The following is a 19,659-nucleotide window of genomic DNA, read 5'->3' as shown; positions in this document are numbered from 1 at the left end:
GCAACCGGCCTCAGTGGCAAGAATGATACATGCATGATATTGTACTCCTGATTGCGCCACATTTAGTATTTATTATCTTAGTAGAAAAAATACATATGAAAACCTTAAAGCGAATCGGAATTTTCCTGGTGGTGTTTTTGGCGATACTGCTGGTCATCTCATTTTTCCTGCCGTCCAAAGTACATGTGGAACGCATGGCGGTTATCAATGCGCAGCCTGAGATCGTCTTTAAGCAGGTGAATAATCTGCATAACTGGAACAGCTGGATGCCATGGAATAAGCTTGATCCCGATATGAAGATCAAATATTACGGACCTGAAGAAGGCGCAGGATCAGGTTACTCGTGGACAAGTGAAAACAGTCAGGTAGGGAAGGGGAAACTCTCTATTACAGAGAGTAAGCAAAATGAATCCATAACCACTTCAATGAATTTTACCGAAAACGGAGAAGCAACCGGTACTTTTACATTCGAGCCGGTGAATGGTAGTACAAAGATTATCTGGGGTATGGATATGGATATGGGTATGAACCCTGTAGCAAAGTATCTTGGTTTGTTTATGGATCAGATGATCGGCGCCGATTTTGAAAAAGGATTGTCTGACCTGAAGAAGGTATCGGAAAGCTATTCACCGCCTGCAATGCCGGAGTTGAATGCATCACCTGAGGATTCTTTAACCGCCGGAAAACCTTAACTGGTGTTTTATCCCGGAAGGATTGTGCACATGTGAACTCCGATTGTATTTTTCTGCAACATATTTTGCTGTAGCGATTAATAATTTCAGGTTAGCTGATGTTACATCATACCTGACTATTCACGGCAGAAAACAGCCATTTAAATTTCATTATTGAAAACAGGAGAAAAAATGTTGCTGACTTGCCTGGTGGAATAATGTTGTGCGAGCAATTGTTATGCTGCCCAATATATTTTACTGCTGATAGCTCATAGGTTGCAGTCTCTACACGATGAAAAAATAAGGCATTGAAAGCTGCGGCAGTCAGGGAAATTATCTGATCAGAGTCAAATTACCTTTTAACGTACCCGATGATGGCTTGCCATCGAGTGAGCCGGTCCAGCTGACTGAATAGATATATGTTCCGGTTTCACACTTTATATCCTTTGATCTGCCATCCCAGCCAACAGTGAAATCAGAAGAAACATAAACAACTTTTCCCCATCGGTTATAGATGATTATATTATAGGAAGTGATGTTGTAACCTATTGGAATATAGGTGTCATTAATACCATCGCCATTGGGCGTAAATGCAGTAGGCATATAAATACTGGTTGGGCATTTCAGGGAAACGATGGTACTGTCGCTGCTCGAACAGCCATCTGATGACGTTATGGTGAGGCCGTATACATCGGGTTTTACTACGGTGATAGCACTCGTTGTAGAACCATCTGTCCACAAGTAGCTGGCATACCCAAGCGGACCTTCCAGCAGGATAAACTCACTGGTGCAGAGTACCGTGTCGGTTAAGAAGGCATCCGGCGGCTGCGGATAGAAGGAGATTATTTCTGCTGTATCTGATTGAACACAACCGTTAAAATCTGTTACCGTGACATAATAAATTCCCGGAGCCGTTGCAGTGAAAATGGGCCCTTTGGAGCCATCCTGCCAGACATAATCAGAAAAGGCACCTCCATTAAAGATCACTTTGTCGCCAACGCAAAGCGAAGTGTCGTTGCCGATTTCGAGCGGTGCTATTCCGAAATTGTTAACCTTGATGGTACTGAGTTTGATACAACCATCCGTATCAGTAACAGTTACTGAGTATGTTCCTGCATTGATCGCATTGTAAGTCTGATTAGTTGACATATCCTGCCACAGGTAAGTGGCAAAACCGGCGCCGGCATCGAGTATCACCAGTTGTCCTTTGCAAACCACCGTATCATTGCCCATGCTGTACGTTGATGGCGGCAGGAAACCGATGTGTATGGTATCGGAGCTGAAACATCCTCCCATATCAGCGGCCGTGAGAATATAGCTGCCCGAATCGGTGACTACATAAAAGGAATCAGTGGAGCCATCCTGCCAGGTAAAAGAGCTGTATCCGGGTCCGGGGGCAATGGTATCACTGCCAAGCGGACAAATATTAAAATCACTGCCTAAACTCACCGGATTTGACGACAGCGGAAGTGGCTGAGGCGGAAAGTTGAAGATGGTTGTTCCGGGTTCACCATCCGTTGCCCCATAGGTAGTGAGATAACAGAAACTGAATGGCTGAACGATAAGTCCTGCAGCACCGCCATTCGCGGAGAATAATACATTGGCCGGTACTGCTGCACCGGAAGTCCACAGCACACCACCTCCACCACCACCGCCAGGTCCCTGGCATCCGGTAAGTACCAGGTTATTGGATATTGATCCGCCATCGCCTCCATTGGCAGAAACTATCAATGGTGAAAGCACATTTTGTACATCGAGCACCACCACGCCGCCACCACCACCTCCGCCCGCACCCTCATCGCTTGTCAGATTGAGCTGATCAGCACCTTCTGCCCTGATAGAAAATCCATTAGGTTCAATCGTATTGGCTGAAATCATCACGATTCCACCGCCGTGTGTACCGGGAAAAATAGGTTGCGCATCGTTGCCGGTTCCATTGCCGCCAGCACCGCCTAAAAAAATCTTACCCAGCGTATAGTTTAATCCCAAACCTCCAATACCCTGTACGGTGGTTGCACCGCAACTGTTATCCTCAAATCCTCCTAATCCGCCTGCACCGGCATTTCCACCACCACCGCCGCCATTGTTTCCGGGATTTGCACCGCCACCGCCATTGGCGAGTTTAGCACGTCCACCGCTCTGAGGATTATTGACATATTCAGCAATGCCTTCACCTTTCCAGCCCCCAAGGCAATTGGTTGGATTAATAAACCAGTTAGCATTATTGCAGGCAAAGAAACCCGTATTACAGGCAGTACCCGGCCGGAAACCTTTTCCGCTTACATTGATATCTGCATTCATGTTAACCGTGCCGCCTGATACAAAGGCCAGCACTCCACCGGTTAACCCATCCCAGGCTTTGCAGGTTAATGTATCAATGATATTCACCGAACAATATGTAGGAACAGTTACCAGCTGAACTTTTGCATTCACCGTATAAGTCTTTACTAAAGGCGATGCAACTGTAATGTCGTTGCCATTGATAGCGGAAATAGTGGCAAATTCCCAGTTGCCGGCATTGTTGAGGTTCGTGATATCACCGTAAGCGGATGTATTGGCGGTGGTAATTGACGCACCTTTCATCTGAATCACAATAATCTTATCGCCAACCGCGAATCCGGCAGAAGATACCGTGGTGAAGGTAGTGCCTGCAATTGCGGTAACCTGTGCATAACTGTTGATGATGCCACTGATGTTCTGACCGGAAGCCAACCGGACACAACTAAGCAAAAGAAGAACAGGCAGTATTTTTTTTATCATACAACAAGTGTAAAAATCAGGACGTATTTGTTACTAATCAGTAGTTGTAATGTGCTCAAAGTTATATTTTTTCAGGTATCTGCCTCCGGTGCTGAAAGTTAATGTTGAAAACAATTTGCAGCAAACTAATTTGTTATATGATATGCTGTGTAACTTGGTTGACCGGGAACTAAATATATTCCGCATGCATTGTCATTTTTCATTTATTCATCAAAAACCAAACTAACATGAATCTAACTACTATTGGACGCATTCTCTTTGGATTAACCGTTGCTTTCTTTGGCGTAGGTCACTTAACCAGCGCTGATGCAATGAGCGGCATGATACCTTCCTTCCTTTCAGGTATTGCAGTACCGATGGTTTATCTAACCGGTATCTGCCTGCTTGCTGCTGCGGTTAGTTTTATCATTAACCGTTATACTTATTACTCCGGGATTTTATTGGCTGTTTTTCTCATCATCATTGTCATTACCGTTCATATGCCGGGTCTTTCAGATCCTGCAACGGCACAAATGTCGGTGAGCATGGTGGTGAAGGATACTGCGATGGCAGCAGCAGCGCTGATGGTAGCAGGTATAGGTAAGAAATCCTGACAGCATTCTTCATAAATTTAGGTCAAATCCCTGCTCTCTCCAGGGATTTTTTTTTGCTGAACTCAAATTGGCTGATCCTGGAATCTGTGCAAGGTTTTTGCGACTTAGCAGGTACACCGCTACAGCTGATATGATCAGGAATTATTGCCGATAAGATTTCCGGCTAGTGAATACTTTGAAAGATCCGGTCCCATCTTACTTTGTCAAAGCCGGTTGCTTCCGACTTCAGCGACATCCAGATAAACCAGGCTTTTCCGACAATATGATCCTCGGGAACGAATCCCCAATAGCGCGAATCGAGCGAATTATGACGGTTATCGCCCATCATCCAATAATAATTCATGGTGAAGGTATATTGTGCAGTTGCTTTACCGTCAATCAGAATATGGCCGTCTTTATCAATTGTAAGAACATGCTTTTCATACCTGGAAATGATTCTTTGATAAAGCGCAATGTTGCCTGAATCGAGGGTGATTGTCGATCCTTTACTTGGAATCCATATCGGCCCGAGATTATCTACAGACCAGTCGAAATGCAATTGATCTTGCGGAAAAATGACTTCCGGCGCATGACTTTTCTGTTGAATTACCGTTGTAACAGATTGCACATTTTTTAACGCAAGCACTGAATCAACGGCTGACTTTGTAAGGCTTGCACGAAACTCACCCGGGTTAGAGAGCCGGGAAAATTCGGTAATGTCAAGTGATTCGAGAAAATACTGTTTGATATCGGTACCATCAGTGATTACGGAATATTCCTGCTGCTGCCCTGGAAAGCCGCTGCTTCTTTTTCCATTAATGAATATTTCAGCATTCCTGATTTCCAGCGTATCGCCTGCAACAGCCACACATCGCTTAATGTAGTTTTCCTTTTTGTCAACAGGCCGGGAGTCTTCCAGCGGATAGTTAAAGACTATGATATCATTACGCTTGATCTTCTGAAAACCGGGAAGCCTCTTATACGGGATACTGATCCACTCGGTGTATGAATTTCCATTGGTAAACGGAAGTGTATTATGAACAAACGGAACGCTGAGTGGTGTTACCGGTATCCTGGCGCCATAATGCAATTTGCTTACAAACAAAAAATCTCCGATCAGCAAAGTTTTCTCCATGGATGCTGTTGGAATAGTGTAAGCTTCCACCACAAAAGTGCGAATGACAATGGCGGCGATCACAGCAAACAAAACTGCTTCCGTCCATTCGCGCAGGCGGGATTTTTTTTGCCTTGCAGCAGCCCTGTTATCCTTTGATCTGAATCTGAACATTTTGGCAATTGCCATTGCATTAAGTGAGATCCTGCAGGTTGCCCGGCATGCCGGAAATTATGGAGGATTTATTTAAGCAGTTGTGCTTACGCAGTGCAAAAAGCATGGCAGTTAATGTATGCCATGAAACAACCTGCTCCACCTGATTTTGTCGATGAATGAACCGTTTTTATTCCATGACATCCAGACAAACCATGCTTTGCCGACAATATGGTCTTCGGGTACAAATCCCCAAAACCTTGAGTCAAAAGAATCGTGGCGGTTATCACCCATCATCCAATAATAATTCATCTGAAAAGTGTAGGATGTAATTTCTTTTCCATCAAGAATTACCTTGCCATCTTTAGTGACATCGAGATTATGACCTTCATAAATCGTGATGAGCCGCTGATATAACCGTATATTTTTTTTGTCGATACCTACTGTCACCCCTTTTTTCGGAATCCAGACCGGCCCGAAATTATCAATGTTATAAGGAAAATCTTTTGTGTCGCCCGGGAATAACGCTTCCGGTACGAGACCCTTAGACCATATCAGAGGTTCAATCGATTTTACATTCTTAAGTTTAGACAGTGCCGCATAATTATTAACTGACAACTTCACCCGAAATTGGCCCGGGTTATTGGTAGGTTCCAATTCAGGAATATCAAGATCCTTACGTAATCTTTCATTAATGCCGGTGCCGTCTGTTGTAATAAGGTAGTCTGTCTGCTGCCCTGGCCAATCTGTATTTTTCCGGCCATTAATAAACACTTCAGCATCCCTGATTTCCAGGGTATCTCCGGGAATGCCGATACAGCGCTTAATATAATTTTCACGTTTATCTACAGGCCTGAAGTCTTCCATAGGGTAATTAAAAACCACCACATCATTGTTTTTGATCTGCTGAAAGCCGGGCAGGCGATAATAGGGGAGATGAATCCATTCCAGGTATGATTTTCCGCCAATTAATGGCATGGTATGATGGGCGAATGGAAAGGAAAGCGGCGTCTGCGGAATGCGCGCACCATAATGCATCTTGCTGACAAAGAGAAAATCACCTACCATCAATGATTTTTCCATGGAGGGCGTGGGTATGGTATAGGCTTCCAATACAAAAGTGCGGATGATTGTTGCAGCAATCACCGCAAAAATCAATGCGTCAATCCATTCTCTTGTCTTTGACTTTTTAACCTTTGTTTTTTTAGCGGCGCTATTTTGCCAGAATTTCCAATTCATTGACGACTGATTTTACTTTTAGCGGAGAAGTGTTTACAATTGATTTCCGGAATATGACAGGCACCAGCAAAGCAGTGATGCCGCAGGAATGAAACCCGCGCAACCATCGCTGTTTTTTTTGCACTTCATATCTCTTTTAATATTTCCGAAAATTCAAAAATGCCTTTTTTATCCCTGATCCAGTTTGCCGCAGCGAGGGCGCCTTTTGCAAAGCCTTCCCGTGAAAATGCTTCATGCCTGATGGAAATCCTATCAGCGGATGAACCGTATTCCACAGTATGCGTTCCTACTACAGCGTCTTCACGGCGCGACAAAATTATCAATTCAGATGGATTATGATTTTTTGCTGCTGAATCGTTGTCCCGTATGCTTAACCATGATTTTTTAACTGTTGATTCTTTCAACAGGTCATTCGCAAGGGTGATGGCCGTTCCGCTGGGAGCATCTTTTTTATGGACATGATGCACCTCCTCCAAACTGACATCATATTCCTGCTTTGACCTCATCAGTTGTGCCAGCTTGCGGTTGAGTTCAAACATGATATTGACGCCGATGCTGAAATTGCTGGCATAAACGATGGCTCCTTTCTTTTCTCTGCACCAGCGTTTAACATTTTCGAGATCATCATACCAGCCGGTGGTGCCAATAACCATCGGCATTCCCGCCTCCAGGCACCAATTAATGTTTTCAATGACTGCATCCGGAGATGAAAATTCAATGACAACATCTGCTTGCTGCAATTGTTCCTTCGAGATTGAATGGCGGTTTGCGGTATTGATCTTCAGACTGATTGAGTATTCTCTGTTTCCGGTAGCACATTTTTCAATCATCTTCCCCATTTTTCCATATCCGAGTAATGCAATTTTCATCAGTTTGCAGGTTATTGAGTGTGGTTTACGTAATGTGACTCCTGTATTGAAAATTTATTTTTGTTACTTCAAATTCATTGTCAGCATCACACCGCCACGTGCCTTTCCTGTGACGCCGGGTGCGTAGAATGGCTGCAGGTTCATGCTGAGGTTATCACTTACATCAAACTGAAAAAGATGTGCATCAACAACGGCATCGATGATATTCAGCGCATAGATTCCGGCTGCCACAATGATGGAAAGGTCGGTATTACGGCGATAGATATTGCTCAGTTCAGACAATTGGGTGCTTTCATAGCCATCGGTATAAATCGTTTGCGTGCTGGTAATATACCAGACTTCGAATGAACTAAGGTTGGTAGATGTATCCCCGTCGTTGCGTAACTCATATGCTTTTTGGAAGTTATTATATATGGTGTAATTATAGTAGATAAAATAACCGGCGGTGGCGAGGCCAGCATAAATGATTGGAATCTTCCAGTATTTCCTGTTGTAGGCCTGACCAAGGCCCGGGAGCACTGCGGAGGCAATGCCGGCAGCTTTGGGCGAGTGAACATCCGGAAACAAGTGGAATGTCTGTGCACTTTTCAGTTTGGTGGTATCCGGTGATGACAACTGCAAGGTATCCTGCGCCTTTGCCGATAAACTGAGGGCGCTCCATGACAGGATGAAAGGCAAAAGTCCTTTCAGCGCAAAACGAAAAATAAAAGTCTGTGTCAATGCCCGGGCTCTATCTAGTGTAGGGTTACGATAACGCAAAGAAAAGGAAAGAATTATTCATGACCTGAAACTCAATCGAAAGCAGGGAGAAAGCATTGACAGGGTTAACCCGTACAATGGGTTAAATCAGCATAGGGAGAGTTCATGCTGTTAATTGAGATGCGATTTGAATTACTCGCTCAGGAGATCGGTTAAACGCTCAAGATCTGTATCGGAAAAGAAAGAAATAACTATTTCACCTTTTCCAAGCCGTTTACGCTGAATCACCACTTTTGTAGCAAGATGGGAAGCTATCTTTTCCTGCAGCCGCTGATAAGCGAAAGGCAAAGTAGCCGATTTTTTTTCTGTGGGTTTCTTAACCCTTGTGTATTCGCGCACAAGGGTTTCAACAGCGCGTACCGATAAATCATGCTTAACGGTTTCCTTATAAATATGCAATTGAACAAGCGGATCTTCAACATTAATAATGGCGCGGGCGTGTGCCATGCTAATCACTTTGCTTTTAATGGCCTGCTGTATTTCCGGCGGCAGTTTCAGCAGCCGCAGGTAGTTGGTTACCGTAGTGCGGTTTTTACCAACTTTTTCCGCCAGGTCTTCCTGTTTCAGGTTACATTCATCAATCAGTCTTTTGTAGTTAATAGCCACTTCCATGGCATTAAGATCTTCACGATGCGTGTTTTCAATTAATGCCATCTCGAGCATCTGTTCATCATCGGCCGACCGGATGAAGGCGGGAATCTCGGTTAGTCCGGCGGATTTAGCTGCACGCAGCCGGCGTTCACCCGCAATAATCTGGTATTTCTTCGCCGCAATTTTTCTTACCGTTATAGGTTGAATTACACCATGCACTTTGATAGAATCAGAAAGTTCCTGCAGCGCCACTTCGTCAAAGTCGTGTCTTGGCTGAAACGGATTTACCTCAATCTGATCCATGGGAATATTGGTAGTGCTGCCAAGAATGGATGCTTCGTTACTCACAGAAGAATCCATATTTTCAAGCAACGCACGGATGCCCTTGCCTAAATCAGGTCGTTTATTAGTCATGGTTGAAATCAATAATTTTTTCCGCTGATTTCATCTTGGTGCTATCGTTCTTCTGCAGGATTTCACGTGCAAGATTAAGGTAGTTGATGGCACCTTTGCTATCTGCATCATACATGATCACTGACTTGCCGAAGCTGGGAGCTTCACCCAAGCGGGTATTGCGGTGAATGATAGTATCAAATGCAAGGTCGCCGAAGTGACGACGTACCTCTTCCACCACCTGGTTACTGAGCCGCAACCTGCTGTCATACATGGTGAGTACGATGCCTTCAATTTCAAGATCCGGATTCAGCCGTGTCTGTATGATTTTTATGGTATTGAGCAATTTACCAAGTCCTTCCAGTGCAAAGTATTCACATTGCACAGGAACGAGTACAGCATCAGCAGCGGTGAGCGCATTTACCGTTATCAGACCAAGTGATGGTGAACAGTCGATGATGATATAGTCAAACTGGTCGCGTATATCCTCCAGCACCTGCCGCATGATACGTTCGCGGTTTGGATGGTTGATGAGTTCTATTTCTGCACCTACCAGGTCGAGGTGTGCCGGCACCAGGAAAAGGTTGGGCGTCTGTGTCTTCAGGATGATATCCTTGATTTTCTGTTCACCGATCAGGCATTCATAGATGCTGGTGGTAATATTTTTTGGATCAAAGCCGATTCCAGAGGTGGCATTTGACTGTGGATCTGCATCAATGAGCAGGGTCTTATATTCGAGAACGGCCAGCGAAGAGGCCAGGTTAATGGCCGAAGTGGTTTTTCCCACACCGCCTTTCTGATTGGCTATGGCTATAACTTTTCCCATGTTCAGGATGTTTCATCCGCCCGATTTTCCTTTACGGGTGGCCTATTGCCAAAGGTACAATTATGGAGGTGTCATTAGCGATATCGGATTGAAAGTTATTCACAGGATGAAGCCTTTCGTGCTAACTGGCCATGACAGCGATCAATCACGCATTATTGATTTGGCTGTTATTCCATCCGGAGAGGTATTTTTTTGTTCAGGAATCCGTTCTGCAGGTGGCATGCACAATATGGAAACAGATTGCAGCCAACGGTTGAACGCAGGACAAATACAAATTGGATTGACCCATAAATACACCGGCCTGCAATCAGCGGAGCAGTAAACTCCGCGATGATTACAGGCCGGTTAACGCCCAAAAACCTATCTAAAACTTCAAGCCGACTTTTGCGAAAAGGAAGGTACCGTCAAAACCCATTTGCACTGCATCCCATGCTCCGCCGGTTTCTGTCTGATACGGGTCGTAGTAATCGGGATACGTATTAAATAAGTTGACTCCACCAATGTTCAATGCAATATTATCGGTAATGTTATATCCCAGTGTCAGATCTACCGTAAACTTCATGTCGTAGGTATAAGGCTTGGGATCATAATCATAAAAAGTGAGCGGCGCCCATTCGTTGATGTGCAGGTTGGCGCTGAATCGCTTGTGATCGTAGGCAACTCCGAGGTTAAATTTGGAAGGAGGAGCTGAATTAACGAGGAAGGCGCTGTCGCGCGGTCCAAAGTAGGAATCCTGTTTTCCTTCCAGCAATCCGGTAGTATTTACCGCATCAACCTTCATATTGTTGATATTGCCAACGAGTGAGAATGTCAGGTGATCGTTGTTATTCAGGTGAAGGAAATAGTTCAGCACCACATCCAGGCCAAGCGTTGTGGTATTCACTGCATTCGTGAAAAACTGTGCTGCCGTGACGTTGAGTGCGTCGAGTGTTGGGCCAATGATAGGATCGCTGTTGTCAAACTGACCGGTGAGCACGATACGGTCTTTGATCTGAACATAATAACCATCTACGGTTGCGGTAAATCCTTTACCGTTGCCGGCAGTGAATCCAAGGCTTCCCGTGAAGGCCGTTTCTTCTTTTAATGGTGGAATACCAAGGGCCACAGTAATCGGATCAACATTATTGGCAATTACTGCATCAAAAATTTTTCCGTTCTGCACATTCGTAAATGTCTGGTTGAAATACACCTGTGCAAGTGACGGAGCCCTGAAGCCGGTGCTCGCAGAACCTCGCAATGAGAAATTGTTGCTGATGGCATATCGTGCGGCAAGTTTCCCGTTTATGGTAGCACCGAAATCGCTGTAATTTTCAGCACGTAATGCGACGTCAATCATAAAGTCATCCGTGATGTCCAGTTCAGCGTCTGCATACCCGCCGATATTATTACGGTTCTCATTCACTTCATTGGCCGGCCTGAACCCGGGAAAACCCTGTGAGCCGCCCGGCCTGAAGGTGGTGTCACCGGTTTCGGAATCTATCGAGAAGATTACTGGGCCATAGGTTTGCCATGAACCTTCTTCACCGGCGAAGATCTGGTAATTCTCTGTCCTGAATTCAGCACCGAAAGCAAGATTGAAACCGCTCATGACATCCTTATAGTAACGGCTTGCATCCAGTGTAAGTGTATTCTGCGAAAGCTGTGTGCCTCCGTCATCAAAGGAGGTAGGCGAGCTACCTTCAAGAGATGCGTTTAATGTATGATCGCCGAAAAAATGAAACTTATTGGATCCGTATGCATCACTCAGGTCAAATTTCCATTCGCCAAACATGGTGCGGATGCCTGCTGCTGAAGTAAGGTCTCCGATTTTTGACTGGATAATGGGATCAAAGCCATCCGGATAAATGCTGATGACGTTGCGTGCATCATCGGCAACACGGGTGAAAGCATAAGCATCGGTCTTGCGGTAGTTATAGCCTCCAAATGCGTAGACATCGGTTCTGTCACTCAGCGGAAGTTCGAAGTTCACCATAAATCCGGCCCCCTGCGCTGCTGCCTGGCCAAACTCATTTCTGACATCGGTATTCCCCGGGTACCAGTCGGCGGGAATATTGGCGCGGTTAGTATGTCCGCTGTTGAGATAATCTGCCGAAAGGTTGAGGTATCCTTTTTTGGCTAATGCGAAACCATAGTTGGCACCCAGTGTCACTTTTCCGCCATCAAAATTTTTATCATCAAAACGGTATTGAGCGAGATTGGTACCTGCATTCACATTGCCGGTAAACTCACCGGTTGATTTTTTCAGTACAATATTAATGACACCGGCTATGGCATCAGAGCCGTATTGCGCCGACGCACCGTCGCGCAAAATTTCTATATGATCAATCGATGATATTGGAATAGCGTCCAGGTCAGTTCCAGTATTGCCACGTCCGCGTGTTCCGTAAATATTGATGAGCGAAGACTGATGCTGTCGTTTACCGTTAATGAGCACGAGCGTTTGGTCAGGTCCTAATCCGCGCAATGTTGCAGGATCGGTGTGATCGGCACCATCCGATCCGGACTGCTTATTGGCATTAAAGGAAGGAGCAAGGTAATGGAGCAACTGATTGACATCGAGCTGGCCCATACTGTTGGAGATTTTTTGAATGTCAATGTAATCAATCGGAACTGGCGTGTTCGTGATAGAACGGTTCAGTGAACGGCTGCCGACCACTTCAATAGCGGCCAGTTCTGTGGCAGCATCATTCATGATAACATCAAGATTAGTGGCACCGGTTACAGTAATTTCCTGTGTCACATAACCAATGTAACTGAATACCAAAGCTGCCGGCAGTTTTTTTACGGTAATGCTGTAATTACCATTTTCATCAGTGTAGTCGCCATTGGTTGTGCCTTTTTCAGCAACGGTTACACCAATCAGAACTTCCTTGTTCTTATCGGTGATTTTTCCGGTGATATTCGACTGCGCCATTACCATGAAATGGCAAAAAACCAGGGCAACCAGGAGAAGAAATAGTTTTTTCATGAGTGCTTATTTTTTTGATGGGTGAGTAATGTATGGGTTTTAATTGCAATAAATATTGCTGTCGGCAGTTTTTTGATAACAGGTTTTTCAACATGGCTTTTCATGAAAGCATGCACCTGGCCTTAGTCAGCCTGCGACGGACATTCATCCTGATGGACATCAATTACCAATATTCAAATGAAATAAATTTTCAGTAACGGTTTTTCAGCTAATTAATAAACAGCAGCGTACTGCAGCCGGAGATTAGCCGGCACTACAGGCACCATTGCTGCTGGATAATTTGTCCTGCGATCCTGTCAATCGGCAACGTCAGCATGTCCGGATGAAATTCTTTAAAAGAAATCCATCGGAAAGATTGAGCATCTTCCTTCACTTCATCAAAATCGAATGGGCGGCTTGCTATACGGATAGTGGTTTGCTCCAGTTCTTCCACCAGATAATAGATACTGATAACCTGCTGCCGCGGATCAAATGATGAAGGCTGAAAGAAGTCTGTGGTATACAGATGGTTGGTGACCCTGATGCGCTGATTAAGTTCTTCCATCCATTCACGCACGAGGCAATCCCTTGTACCTTCACCGTGCTCGAGCCCGCCTCCCGGGAATTTTGTAATGCGAAGCCCACGTTGAATCTCATCTGCAACCAGAATGCCTTTGGCTACATCTATCAGAATGCCGTACACCCTGATGGTGAATTTTTCCGGACTTGTTTTTTGATCCTGCATGAACCGCTGATTGCGTTGAGATTAATTATGATGCAGCAAGTTTATAGACCTGTAGCATTGCTGTATAATAAATTAAGTGAATGAATACTGAACATCTTGTCAATTGCCCTTTTCAGCATACTTTCAAAAAATCATTGTATATATCTTTTAATAGTGACGGGTACAAATCAATAAAAATTTCACTACAATTGTTACACTAAAACCAAACGCGCATGAAACAGATTATGTACAAGTTATGCGTCACACTGATTGCAATACCTGCGTTTTGTAATGCGGTATTTGCACAGTTTGATGTCAACGGCACCGTAACCAGCGATAAGGGCGAACAGCTCATTGGGGTTACCGTTTCCGTTAAAAATACCAACACGGGTGCAGTAACTGATGAAAACGGGTATTATACCATCCGTGTATCAGGCGCTTCCGCCACCTTGGTATACTCTTACCTGGGTTACCGGACACAGGAAAAATCTGTGTCTTCAGCGGGCACGGTCAATGTGACGCTTGAAGAAACCAATACGGAGCTCGATGAGGTAATTGTATCGGGTTTGGCAACGAGCGTGAAACGAACCAATTCGGCGAATGCAGTGGCATCTATCAATGCCAAGCAATTGAATGGAATTACCACGCAATCCACCCTTGACGGTGCCATTTATGGTAAATTCACCGGGGCTCAGATTACACAGAGTTCTGGTGCTCCCGGTGGTGGTATCGGCATTCGTATGCGTGGTATCACTTCTATTAATGCTCCGGCACAACCATTATTTATTGTCGATGGCATTTACGTCGACAACTCTTCCATTGCCGCAGGGCTGAATCTTGTTTCGAATGCTGCAGGCGGAGGAAATGCGGCGCAATTTGATCAGGATAATCCTTCCAACCGCATCGCGGACATTGATCCGGGGGATATTGAATCCATTGAAATTCTTAAAGGCGCATCCGCGGCAGCCATCTATGGATCAAGAGCTTCTTCCGGTGTGGTGATTATTACAACAAAGAGAGGCAAATCATCCATTCATGACCATGCCAACGTGGAGTTCTCACAATCTATAGGCTTTCAGAACATGTTGAATCCTCAGGGTACACGTCAATGGGATGCAGACAAGGTAGCCGGTAGTTTTGGCGAAGGTGAAGTGCAGAATTTCCTCGATGCGGAAGCAACCGGTACACTGCACGATTATGAAAATGAGTTGTATGGTAACGTTGGTTTCTTATCTGATACCAGGCTGTCATTTGCCAATGCCACTGACAGATCTTCGTTTTATGCCAGCATAGCCCATAAAGCGGAAGACGGAATTGTGGAAAATACCGGTTACAACAAAACCAGTGTCCGCCTGAATCTTGATCATAAGGTAAGTCAGCGTATTGACCTGGCAGTAAGCACGAATTATATCAAGAGCTCTGCCGATCGCGGATACTTCAACAATGACAATACCAGCACCACGATGGGTATCTCTTTTGCCGGCACTCCGGCATGGGCGCAACTGCAGGCGGATGCAGAAGGTAACTATCCTGATAATCCATACAGTGCTGCTAATTTTTTACAGACCCGCGATCTGATGACGAATAATGAAGCTGTAGACCGCTTTATCGGTGGTGGTAACCTCACGACCAAGATTGTCAGCAATGAACGTCATTCCCTGAAATTGATTATGAATGCCGGATTGGATGCTTATACCTTTAAAACCACAGCTATATTTCCTAAAGAGCTGCAGTTTGAAAAGAATGGCAATGGTACCAATGGAGCATCTATACAAGGAACTACGACGAGTTTCAATGATAATGAATCTGCCTTCCTGGTGTATTCCTTCTTTCCGGCATCTGCCGGCTTTAACGTGCGCGCACAGGCGGGGTTGACGCGCGAAAGTTTCGACCGTAACACCATTATTGCCTCTGCAACACAACTGATCGGTGCACAAACCAATGTAAGCCAGGCCGGCGCTGTTGATATGTATCAGTTCAGGAGCAAGCAACTGGATCTTGGCGGCTTTGGCCAGGTTGAATTTAATCTGAATGATAAAGTGATATTAACTGCCGGTTTGCGCGGCGATAAATCGTCGAATAACGGAGACGTGAATAAGGTTTATTACTATCCGAAAGCATCGGCAGCATTAAACCTGTCGGAGTTTGCATTCTGGAATGCTGAAAACATGAATCAGTTTAAACTGCGTATAGCCTATGGTCAGTCGGGTAACTTTGCTCCCTTCGGCTCGGCCTTCACTTCATTGGGCAGCACGATCATTGAAGGTACAGCAGGCTCTCTGATCAATACGACCCAGGGTAACAGCGATGTTGGTCCGGAACGCCAGAGTGAACTGGAATTCGGTACGGATATGGGATTCCTGGACAGTCGTATCACGGTGGAAGCAACTTATTACATCAAGAATGTTTCGGATTTGCTGCTCGTTTCACAGGTGCCTTCCTCAACCGGATTTACCACCAAGGTTACCAATGCAGCAGAGCTGAGAAACAAAGGGCTTGAATTAGGCATAGGCGTTGACATCATCAAGAAGGAAAACTTCAGCTGGTTTAACCAGACCAACTTCTGGTTTAACAAATCAGAGATCACCCGCCTCGACATTCCGTCATACGCGGTAGGATCGTTTGGCGCTACGCTCGGCACATTTTATATTCAGCAAGGAGCAAGTGCTACTCAAATTGTGGGAATTGGAGATCCGGAGGGCAAAGACACATCGGATAACGGACTTGTTGTTTGGGGAGATGCAGAACCTGACTTCCAGGTTTCTTTCAATGAAAACCTGCACTGGAAAAACTGGGAACTCGCATTTGTACTGCACTGGAAGCAAGGAGGCGACAACATCAACCTGACTACACTGCTGACCGATATTTTTGGTACAAGTCCTGATTTTGACGATGTGGATCTTGATCCGGCAGGCGTGACGCCAAATGGACCATACCGTCTGGGCCTGCTCGGCACATCGGCTGAAGTTTTTGTACAGGATGCCAGTTATGTTAGGCTGCGCGAAGCAGGATTGTATTACACTTTCGGCGATCTGAGCAACAAGACCAATAATACCATTCAATCGGTAAAAGTGGGACTGTCGGCTTACAATGCGCTGAACTTCTTTAAATACAGGAGCTACGACCCGGAAGTATCCAACTTCGGAAGAAATGGAATTTCAAGCGGTGTGGAAGTGAATCCATTCCCTTCTGCCAAGAGATTCTATGCTTCAGTAACCGTTAATTTCTAAACAGTAAAAAATTTCAGCACATGAAATTCAATCATATCAAATCACACATGTTCAACACCATGGTCGTTGTCATGTTAGTGGCGGGTTTCAGCTCTTGCAAAATTGATGAGCAGGTTGACCCGAATAATCCTTCACTGGAAGGCATTGAAGCCAATGCAACGGTTGATGAATTAAACAACCTTGTAACAGGCATGCTTTCCGGTATGCGTAACCGTTTCGATACCTACCTGGATGATGTGTCGGTGATTGGTCGTGATTACTATCGTTATTCAGGTTCAGATCCACGCTTCACCTCCGACTTGTTGGGAAAGGAAGCTTCGGTGCTTGATCCGAATACTTTTTACACCACCAATCCCTGGGCCGATCAGTACCGCGTTGTAAGGAATGGATGGATTCTTCGCCATGCCATTGCAAACACTTCAGCTGCAATCACTGATGAGGAGAAAAATGGTTACCTCGGTTTTGCCAAAACGATGCAGGCACAGCAGATGCTGAATTCGCTGAATATGCAATACCAGAATGGTATCAGGGTAGATGTGGAAGATCCCGATAATCCCGGTCCGTTCTTAAGTTATGATGCATCTCTTCAGGGTATCCTGGAACTGCTGGATGAAGGTTATAATGATCTGACCAATGCCGGTGATGTATTCCGTTTTGTTTTGACAAGCGGCTTCACTGGTTTTGATACACCCGAAACTTTTGCAAAGTTTAACCGTGCACTGGCCGCAAGGGTTACACTTTATAAGGGCGATTTTACTAATGTTGAAGGATTACTCAATGAATCATTTTTTGACATGTCAGGTGAACTCGCTACGGGCGTGTACATGGTGTATTCAACTTCCGGTGGTGACCTGCTAAATGATGCATTTACTCCACTAAATTCTTCGCCGGGTTCCAATGCAAGATGCGCGCAGCCTTCCTTTATAACGGATGCGGAAGCCGGCGATGCAAGGGTGGCATCTAAGACAGTGCTGAGAGATGCACCGGCTTTTGCTGATGATCTGACCAGTGACTACGATGTATGGGTTTACAAGTCCAATACAGATCCGGTTTGCATCATTCGCAATGAAGAGCTGTTACTGATTTATGCTGAAGCTAAAAATCAGACCGGCAATTCCGGTTCTGCAATTGATGCGGTTAACATAATTCGTGCAGCTGCCGGCCTTTCTCCTTATACCGGCGGCACTTCGCAGGACGAGGTTACTAATGAGATCCTGAAGCAACGCCGGTATTCACTGTTTGGTGAAGGCCATCGTTGGGTGGATATGAGAAGGTATAATAAGCTTGGCGAATTACCGATTGACCGTCCGGGCGATGATGTGTGGGTTCAGTTTCCAAGGCCTGCCAGCGAAGTGTTATAGGTTGTTTTTACAATAATCCGAAAGCGAGTTGCCTGTTGCAGGCAGCTCGCTTTTTTTTTGGAATGGGTGAATCGGTGTTCCGGTTAAAAATAATCAGCTGAAATGTGAAGGAAATTCAGAGGAAAAACTTACTACTGTTTGTAAACTGCAATGATTTAAAAGTGTTGCAATCGACGACTTCGCCATTGCACCTGCTGCGCTTTTAAACCGCTTCCTGATTAGTCATTCAATCTTGCATTCACCAAGCTTGAACAGGATATTATTTCCATAAAAAAAGCAGCTGTTTTTTAGCTGCTTTTATGACCGGTGCATAATGCAATCTATAACCTGATTTTCCTTGTATAGGTTTCGCCGTCTTGAAAAATGGAAACGAGGTAGATGCCAGCCGGCTGGTTTGCAAGATTAATAGTCATCTCCGTTGCATTTATGGGTATTGATATAACCGTGCTGCCAAGCAGGTTGGTTATGGTTATCGCTCCTGCGGTATGCTGTGGCACCTGAACATGTACTTGCTGATCCGCTGCAAATATTTTATATATTGATTCACTGAATGATCCTATACCAACATTACCGGTATTGCCTGCCAGGATGGAATCTCCCGGCGTGCTTTCATAAGCATAGTCCTTAACCAGGAAAGACCGGCCATTTTCTGCCACATCCATACGCAGCCAGCCATAATAGTCTGATGTTCCCAATTTCAGCCTAAGCCCCATATAGCCATCCACCGCTCCAAACCAATAGCCGTATGGAGCACCGAAATATCCTGAGGTGGCCAGTGTCTGATAATTACCTGTCACCCAGGTGAAAGGAAAGTCAGCGCCGATCTCCGCATTGGCTTCCAGTACCGATGGGTATTTGTAAGGCGGATTCAGATAGGTACCTGCGATGGCATTGCTGCTGTTGGCATTGATCAGCAGCTTAAAGCTCGGTCCGTTGCTGGTGTAGTTGATTTTGAAATCTACGGTTCCGTCATTATTCAGATCGAGGTCGTAGGTTGCTCCATTCTCCGCACCGGCATAATCAGGATCTATATCAGTATAGATAACCTGTGCATTCGCCATATTGGATACAGCGAACAATGACACTGCCATGGAAGAATAGGCTTTGATTTTTTTACTTAAACCTGTAGCGTTCTTTTTCATTGACGGATGGGTTGGTGAATCACAAAGCTAAAAAATCAGATAAAGCAATTCAAACAAACTGCATGTGTTTTCAGCAAATACTTTATAATGGTGCCAAGTAAATGTTTTATGAGGAAGTATACCAGGGCATCCTTGCACACCTGATCATCGTTTTTACAATACCGGCGATTATATCTGAAAGTTTAGCTGCATCTCTCAAGGTTGCTTTGGGCACATAGTCCATTTATAAAGTCACGCAACATTCGGGGCAAAAAAAAGAGGCTATCATCTGTGGATAGCCTCCTGTAAAGTAATTAGAATTATCAGTT

Annotated in this window: 14 protein-coding genes; 4 read left to right on the top strand and 10 right to left on the bottom strand. The window is 45.0% G+C overall.

What is annotated here, in order from left to right; genetic code table 11:
• The first annotated feature begins 95 nt into the window (after window positions 1-95).
• Window positions 96-692: an SRPBCC family protein gene (locus K1X61_05735; protein ID MBX7108133.1), complete on the top strand. Its 597-nt coding sequence runs from the start codon at window positions 96-98 to the stop codon at window positions 690-692.
• Window positions 693-1,004: 312 nt separating this feature from the next.
• On the opposite strand, the gene K1X61_05730 is transcribed toward K1X61_05735, so the two are convergent.
• A complete protein-coding gene (locus K1X61_05730; protein ID MBX7108132.1) occupies window positions 1,005-3,431 on the bottom strand; it encodes a gliding motility-associated C-terminal domain-containing protein in 2,427 nt (808 codons plus the stop codon).
• A gap of 227 nt (window positions 3,432-3,658) precedes the next feature.
• On the opposite strand from K1X61_05730, the gene K1X61_05725 reads away from it, so the two are divergent.
• Window positions 3,659-4,024, top strand: a complete 366-nt coding sequence (locus K1X61_05725) for a DoxX family membrane protein (protein MBX7108131.1) — start codon at window positions 3,659-3,661, stop codon at window positions 4,022-4,024.
• 163 nt (window positions 4,025-4,187) lie between these two features.
• Here the strand turns inward: K1X61_05725 and lepB (K1X61_05720) are convergent, their stop codons facing one another.
• The 8 genes from lepB (K1X61_05720) to K1X61_05685 form a co-directional block, all read right to left on the bottom strand.
• Entirely contained in the window at window positions 4,188-5,291 is a 1,104-nt protein-coding gene (gene lepB, locus K1X61_05720; GenBank protein ID MBX7108130.1) for a signal peptidase I, read from the bottom strand.
• Window positions 5,292-5,402: 111 nt separating this feature from the next.
• On the bottom strand, window positions 5,403-6,509 hold the full coding sequence (gene lepB / locus K1X61_05715) for a signal peptidase I (protein MBX7108129.1): 1,107 nt from the start codon (window positions 6,507-6,509) through the stop codon (window positions 5,403-5,405).
• 125 nt (window positions 6,510-6,634) lie between these two features.
• Window positions 6,635-7,378 carry a 4-hydroxy-tetrahydrodipicolinate reductase gene (dapB, locus tag K1X61_05710; protein ID MBX7108128.1) on the bottom strand — a complete coding sequence of 248 codons (744 nt, stop codon included), beginning with the start codon at window positions 7,376-7,378 and terminating at the stop codon, window positions 6,635-6,637.
• A gap of 63 nt (window positions 7,379-7,441) precedes the next feature.
• Complete coding sequence (locus tag K1X61_05705) at window positions 7,442-8,098, bottom strand: hypothetical protein (protein ID MBX7108127.1); 657 nt, start codon at window positions 8,096-8,098, stop codon at window positions 7,442-7,444.
• Between the two features lie 171 nt (window positions 8,099-8,269).
• Entirely contained in the window at window positions 8,270-9,142 is an 873-nt protein-coding gene (locus tag K1X61_05700) for a ParB/RepB/Spo0J family partition protein (protein ID MBX7108126.1), read from the bottom strand.
• Window positions 9,135-9,947, bottom strand: a complete 813-nt coding sequence (locus K1X61_05695) for an AAA family ATPase (protein MBX7108125.1) — start codon at window positions 9,945-9,947, stop codon at window positions 9,135-9,137. The genes K1X61_05700 and K1X61_05695 overlap by 8 nt, the downstream gene beginning before the upstream one ends.
• Window positions 9,948-10,311: 364 nt before the next feature.
• Window positions 10,312-12,915 carry a TonB-dependent receptor gene (locus K1X61_05690; protein ID MBX7108124.1) on the bottom strand — a complete coding sequence of 868 codons (2,604 nt, stop codon included), beginning with the start codon at window positions 12,913-12,915 and terminating at the stop codon, window positions 10,312-10,314.
• Between the two features lie 253 nt (window positions 12,916-13,168).
• On the bottom strand, window positions 13,169-13,639 hold the full coding sequence (locus tag K1X61_05685; protein ID MBX7108123.1) for an NUDIX domain-containing protein: 471 nt from the start codon (window positions 13,637-13,639) through the stop codon (window positions 13,169-13,171).
• A gap of 212 nt (window positions 13,640-13,851) precedes the next feature.
• Here K1X61_05685 and K1X61_05680 point away from each other — a divergent pair, with 212 nt between their 5' ends.
• Both K1X61_05680 and K1X61_05675 read left to right on the top strand, forming a co-directional pair.
• Window positions 13,852-16,848: a SusC/RagA family TonB-linked outer membrane protein gene (locus tag K1X61_05680; protein MBX7108122.1), complete on the top strand. Its 2,997-nt coding sequence runs from the start codon at window positions 13,852-13,854 to the stop codon at window positions 16,846-16,848.
• Between the two features lie 20 nt (window positions 16,849-16,868).
• Window positions 16,869-18,209: a RagB/SusD family nutrient uptake outer membrane protein gene (locus K1X61_05675; protein MBX7108121.1), complete on the top strand. Its 1,341-nt coding sequence runs from the start codon at window positions 16,869-16,871 to the stop codon at window positions 18,207-18,209.
• Between the two features lie 320 nt (window positions 18,210-18,529).
• Here K1X61_05675 and K1X61_05670 read toward each other — a convergent pair whose 3' ends face one another.
• Window positions 18,530-19,351, bottom strand: a complete 822-nt coding sequence (locus K1X61_05670) for a T9SS type A sorting domain-containing protein (GenBank protein ID MBX7108120.1) — start codon at window positions 19,349-19,351, stop codon at window positions 18,530-18,532.
• Window positions 19,352-19,659 lie beyond the last annotated feature (308 nt).

This window comes from Chitinophagales bacterium (genome assembly GCA_019694975.1).
Taxonomy (GTDB): Bacteria; Bacteroidota; Bacteroidia; order Chitinophagales; family UBA10324; genus JACCZZ01.
The sequence above is the reverse complement of the archived record's forward strand: the minus strand, read 5'-3'. Positions and strand labels throughout refer to the sequence as shown.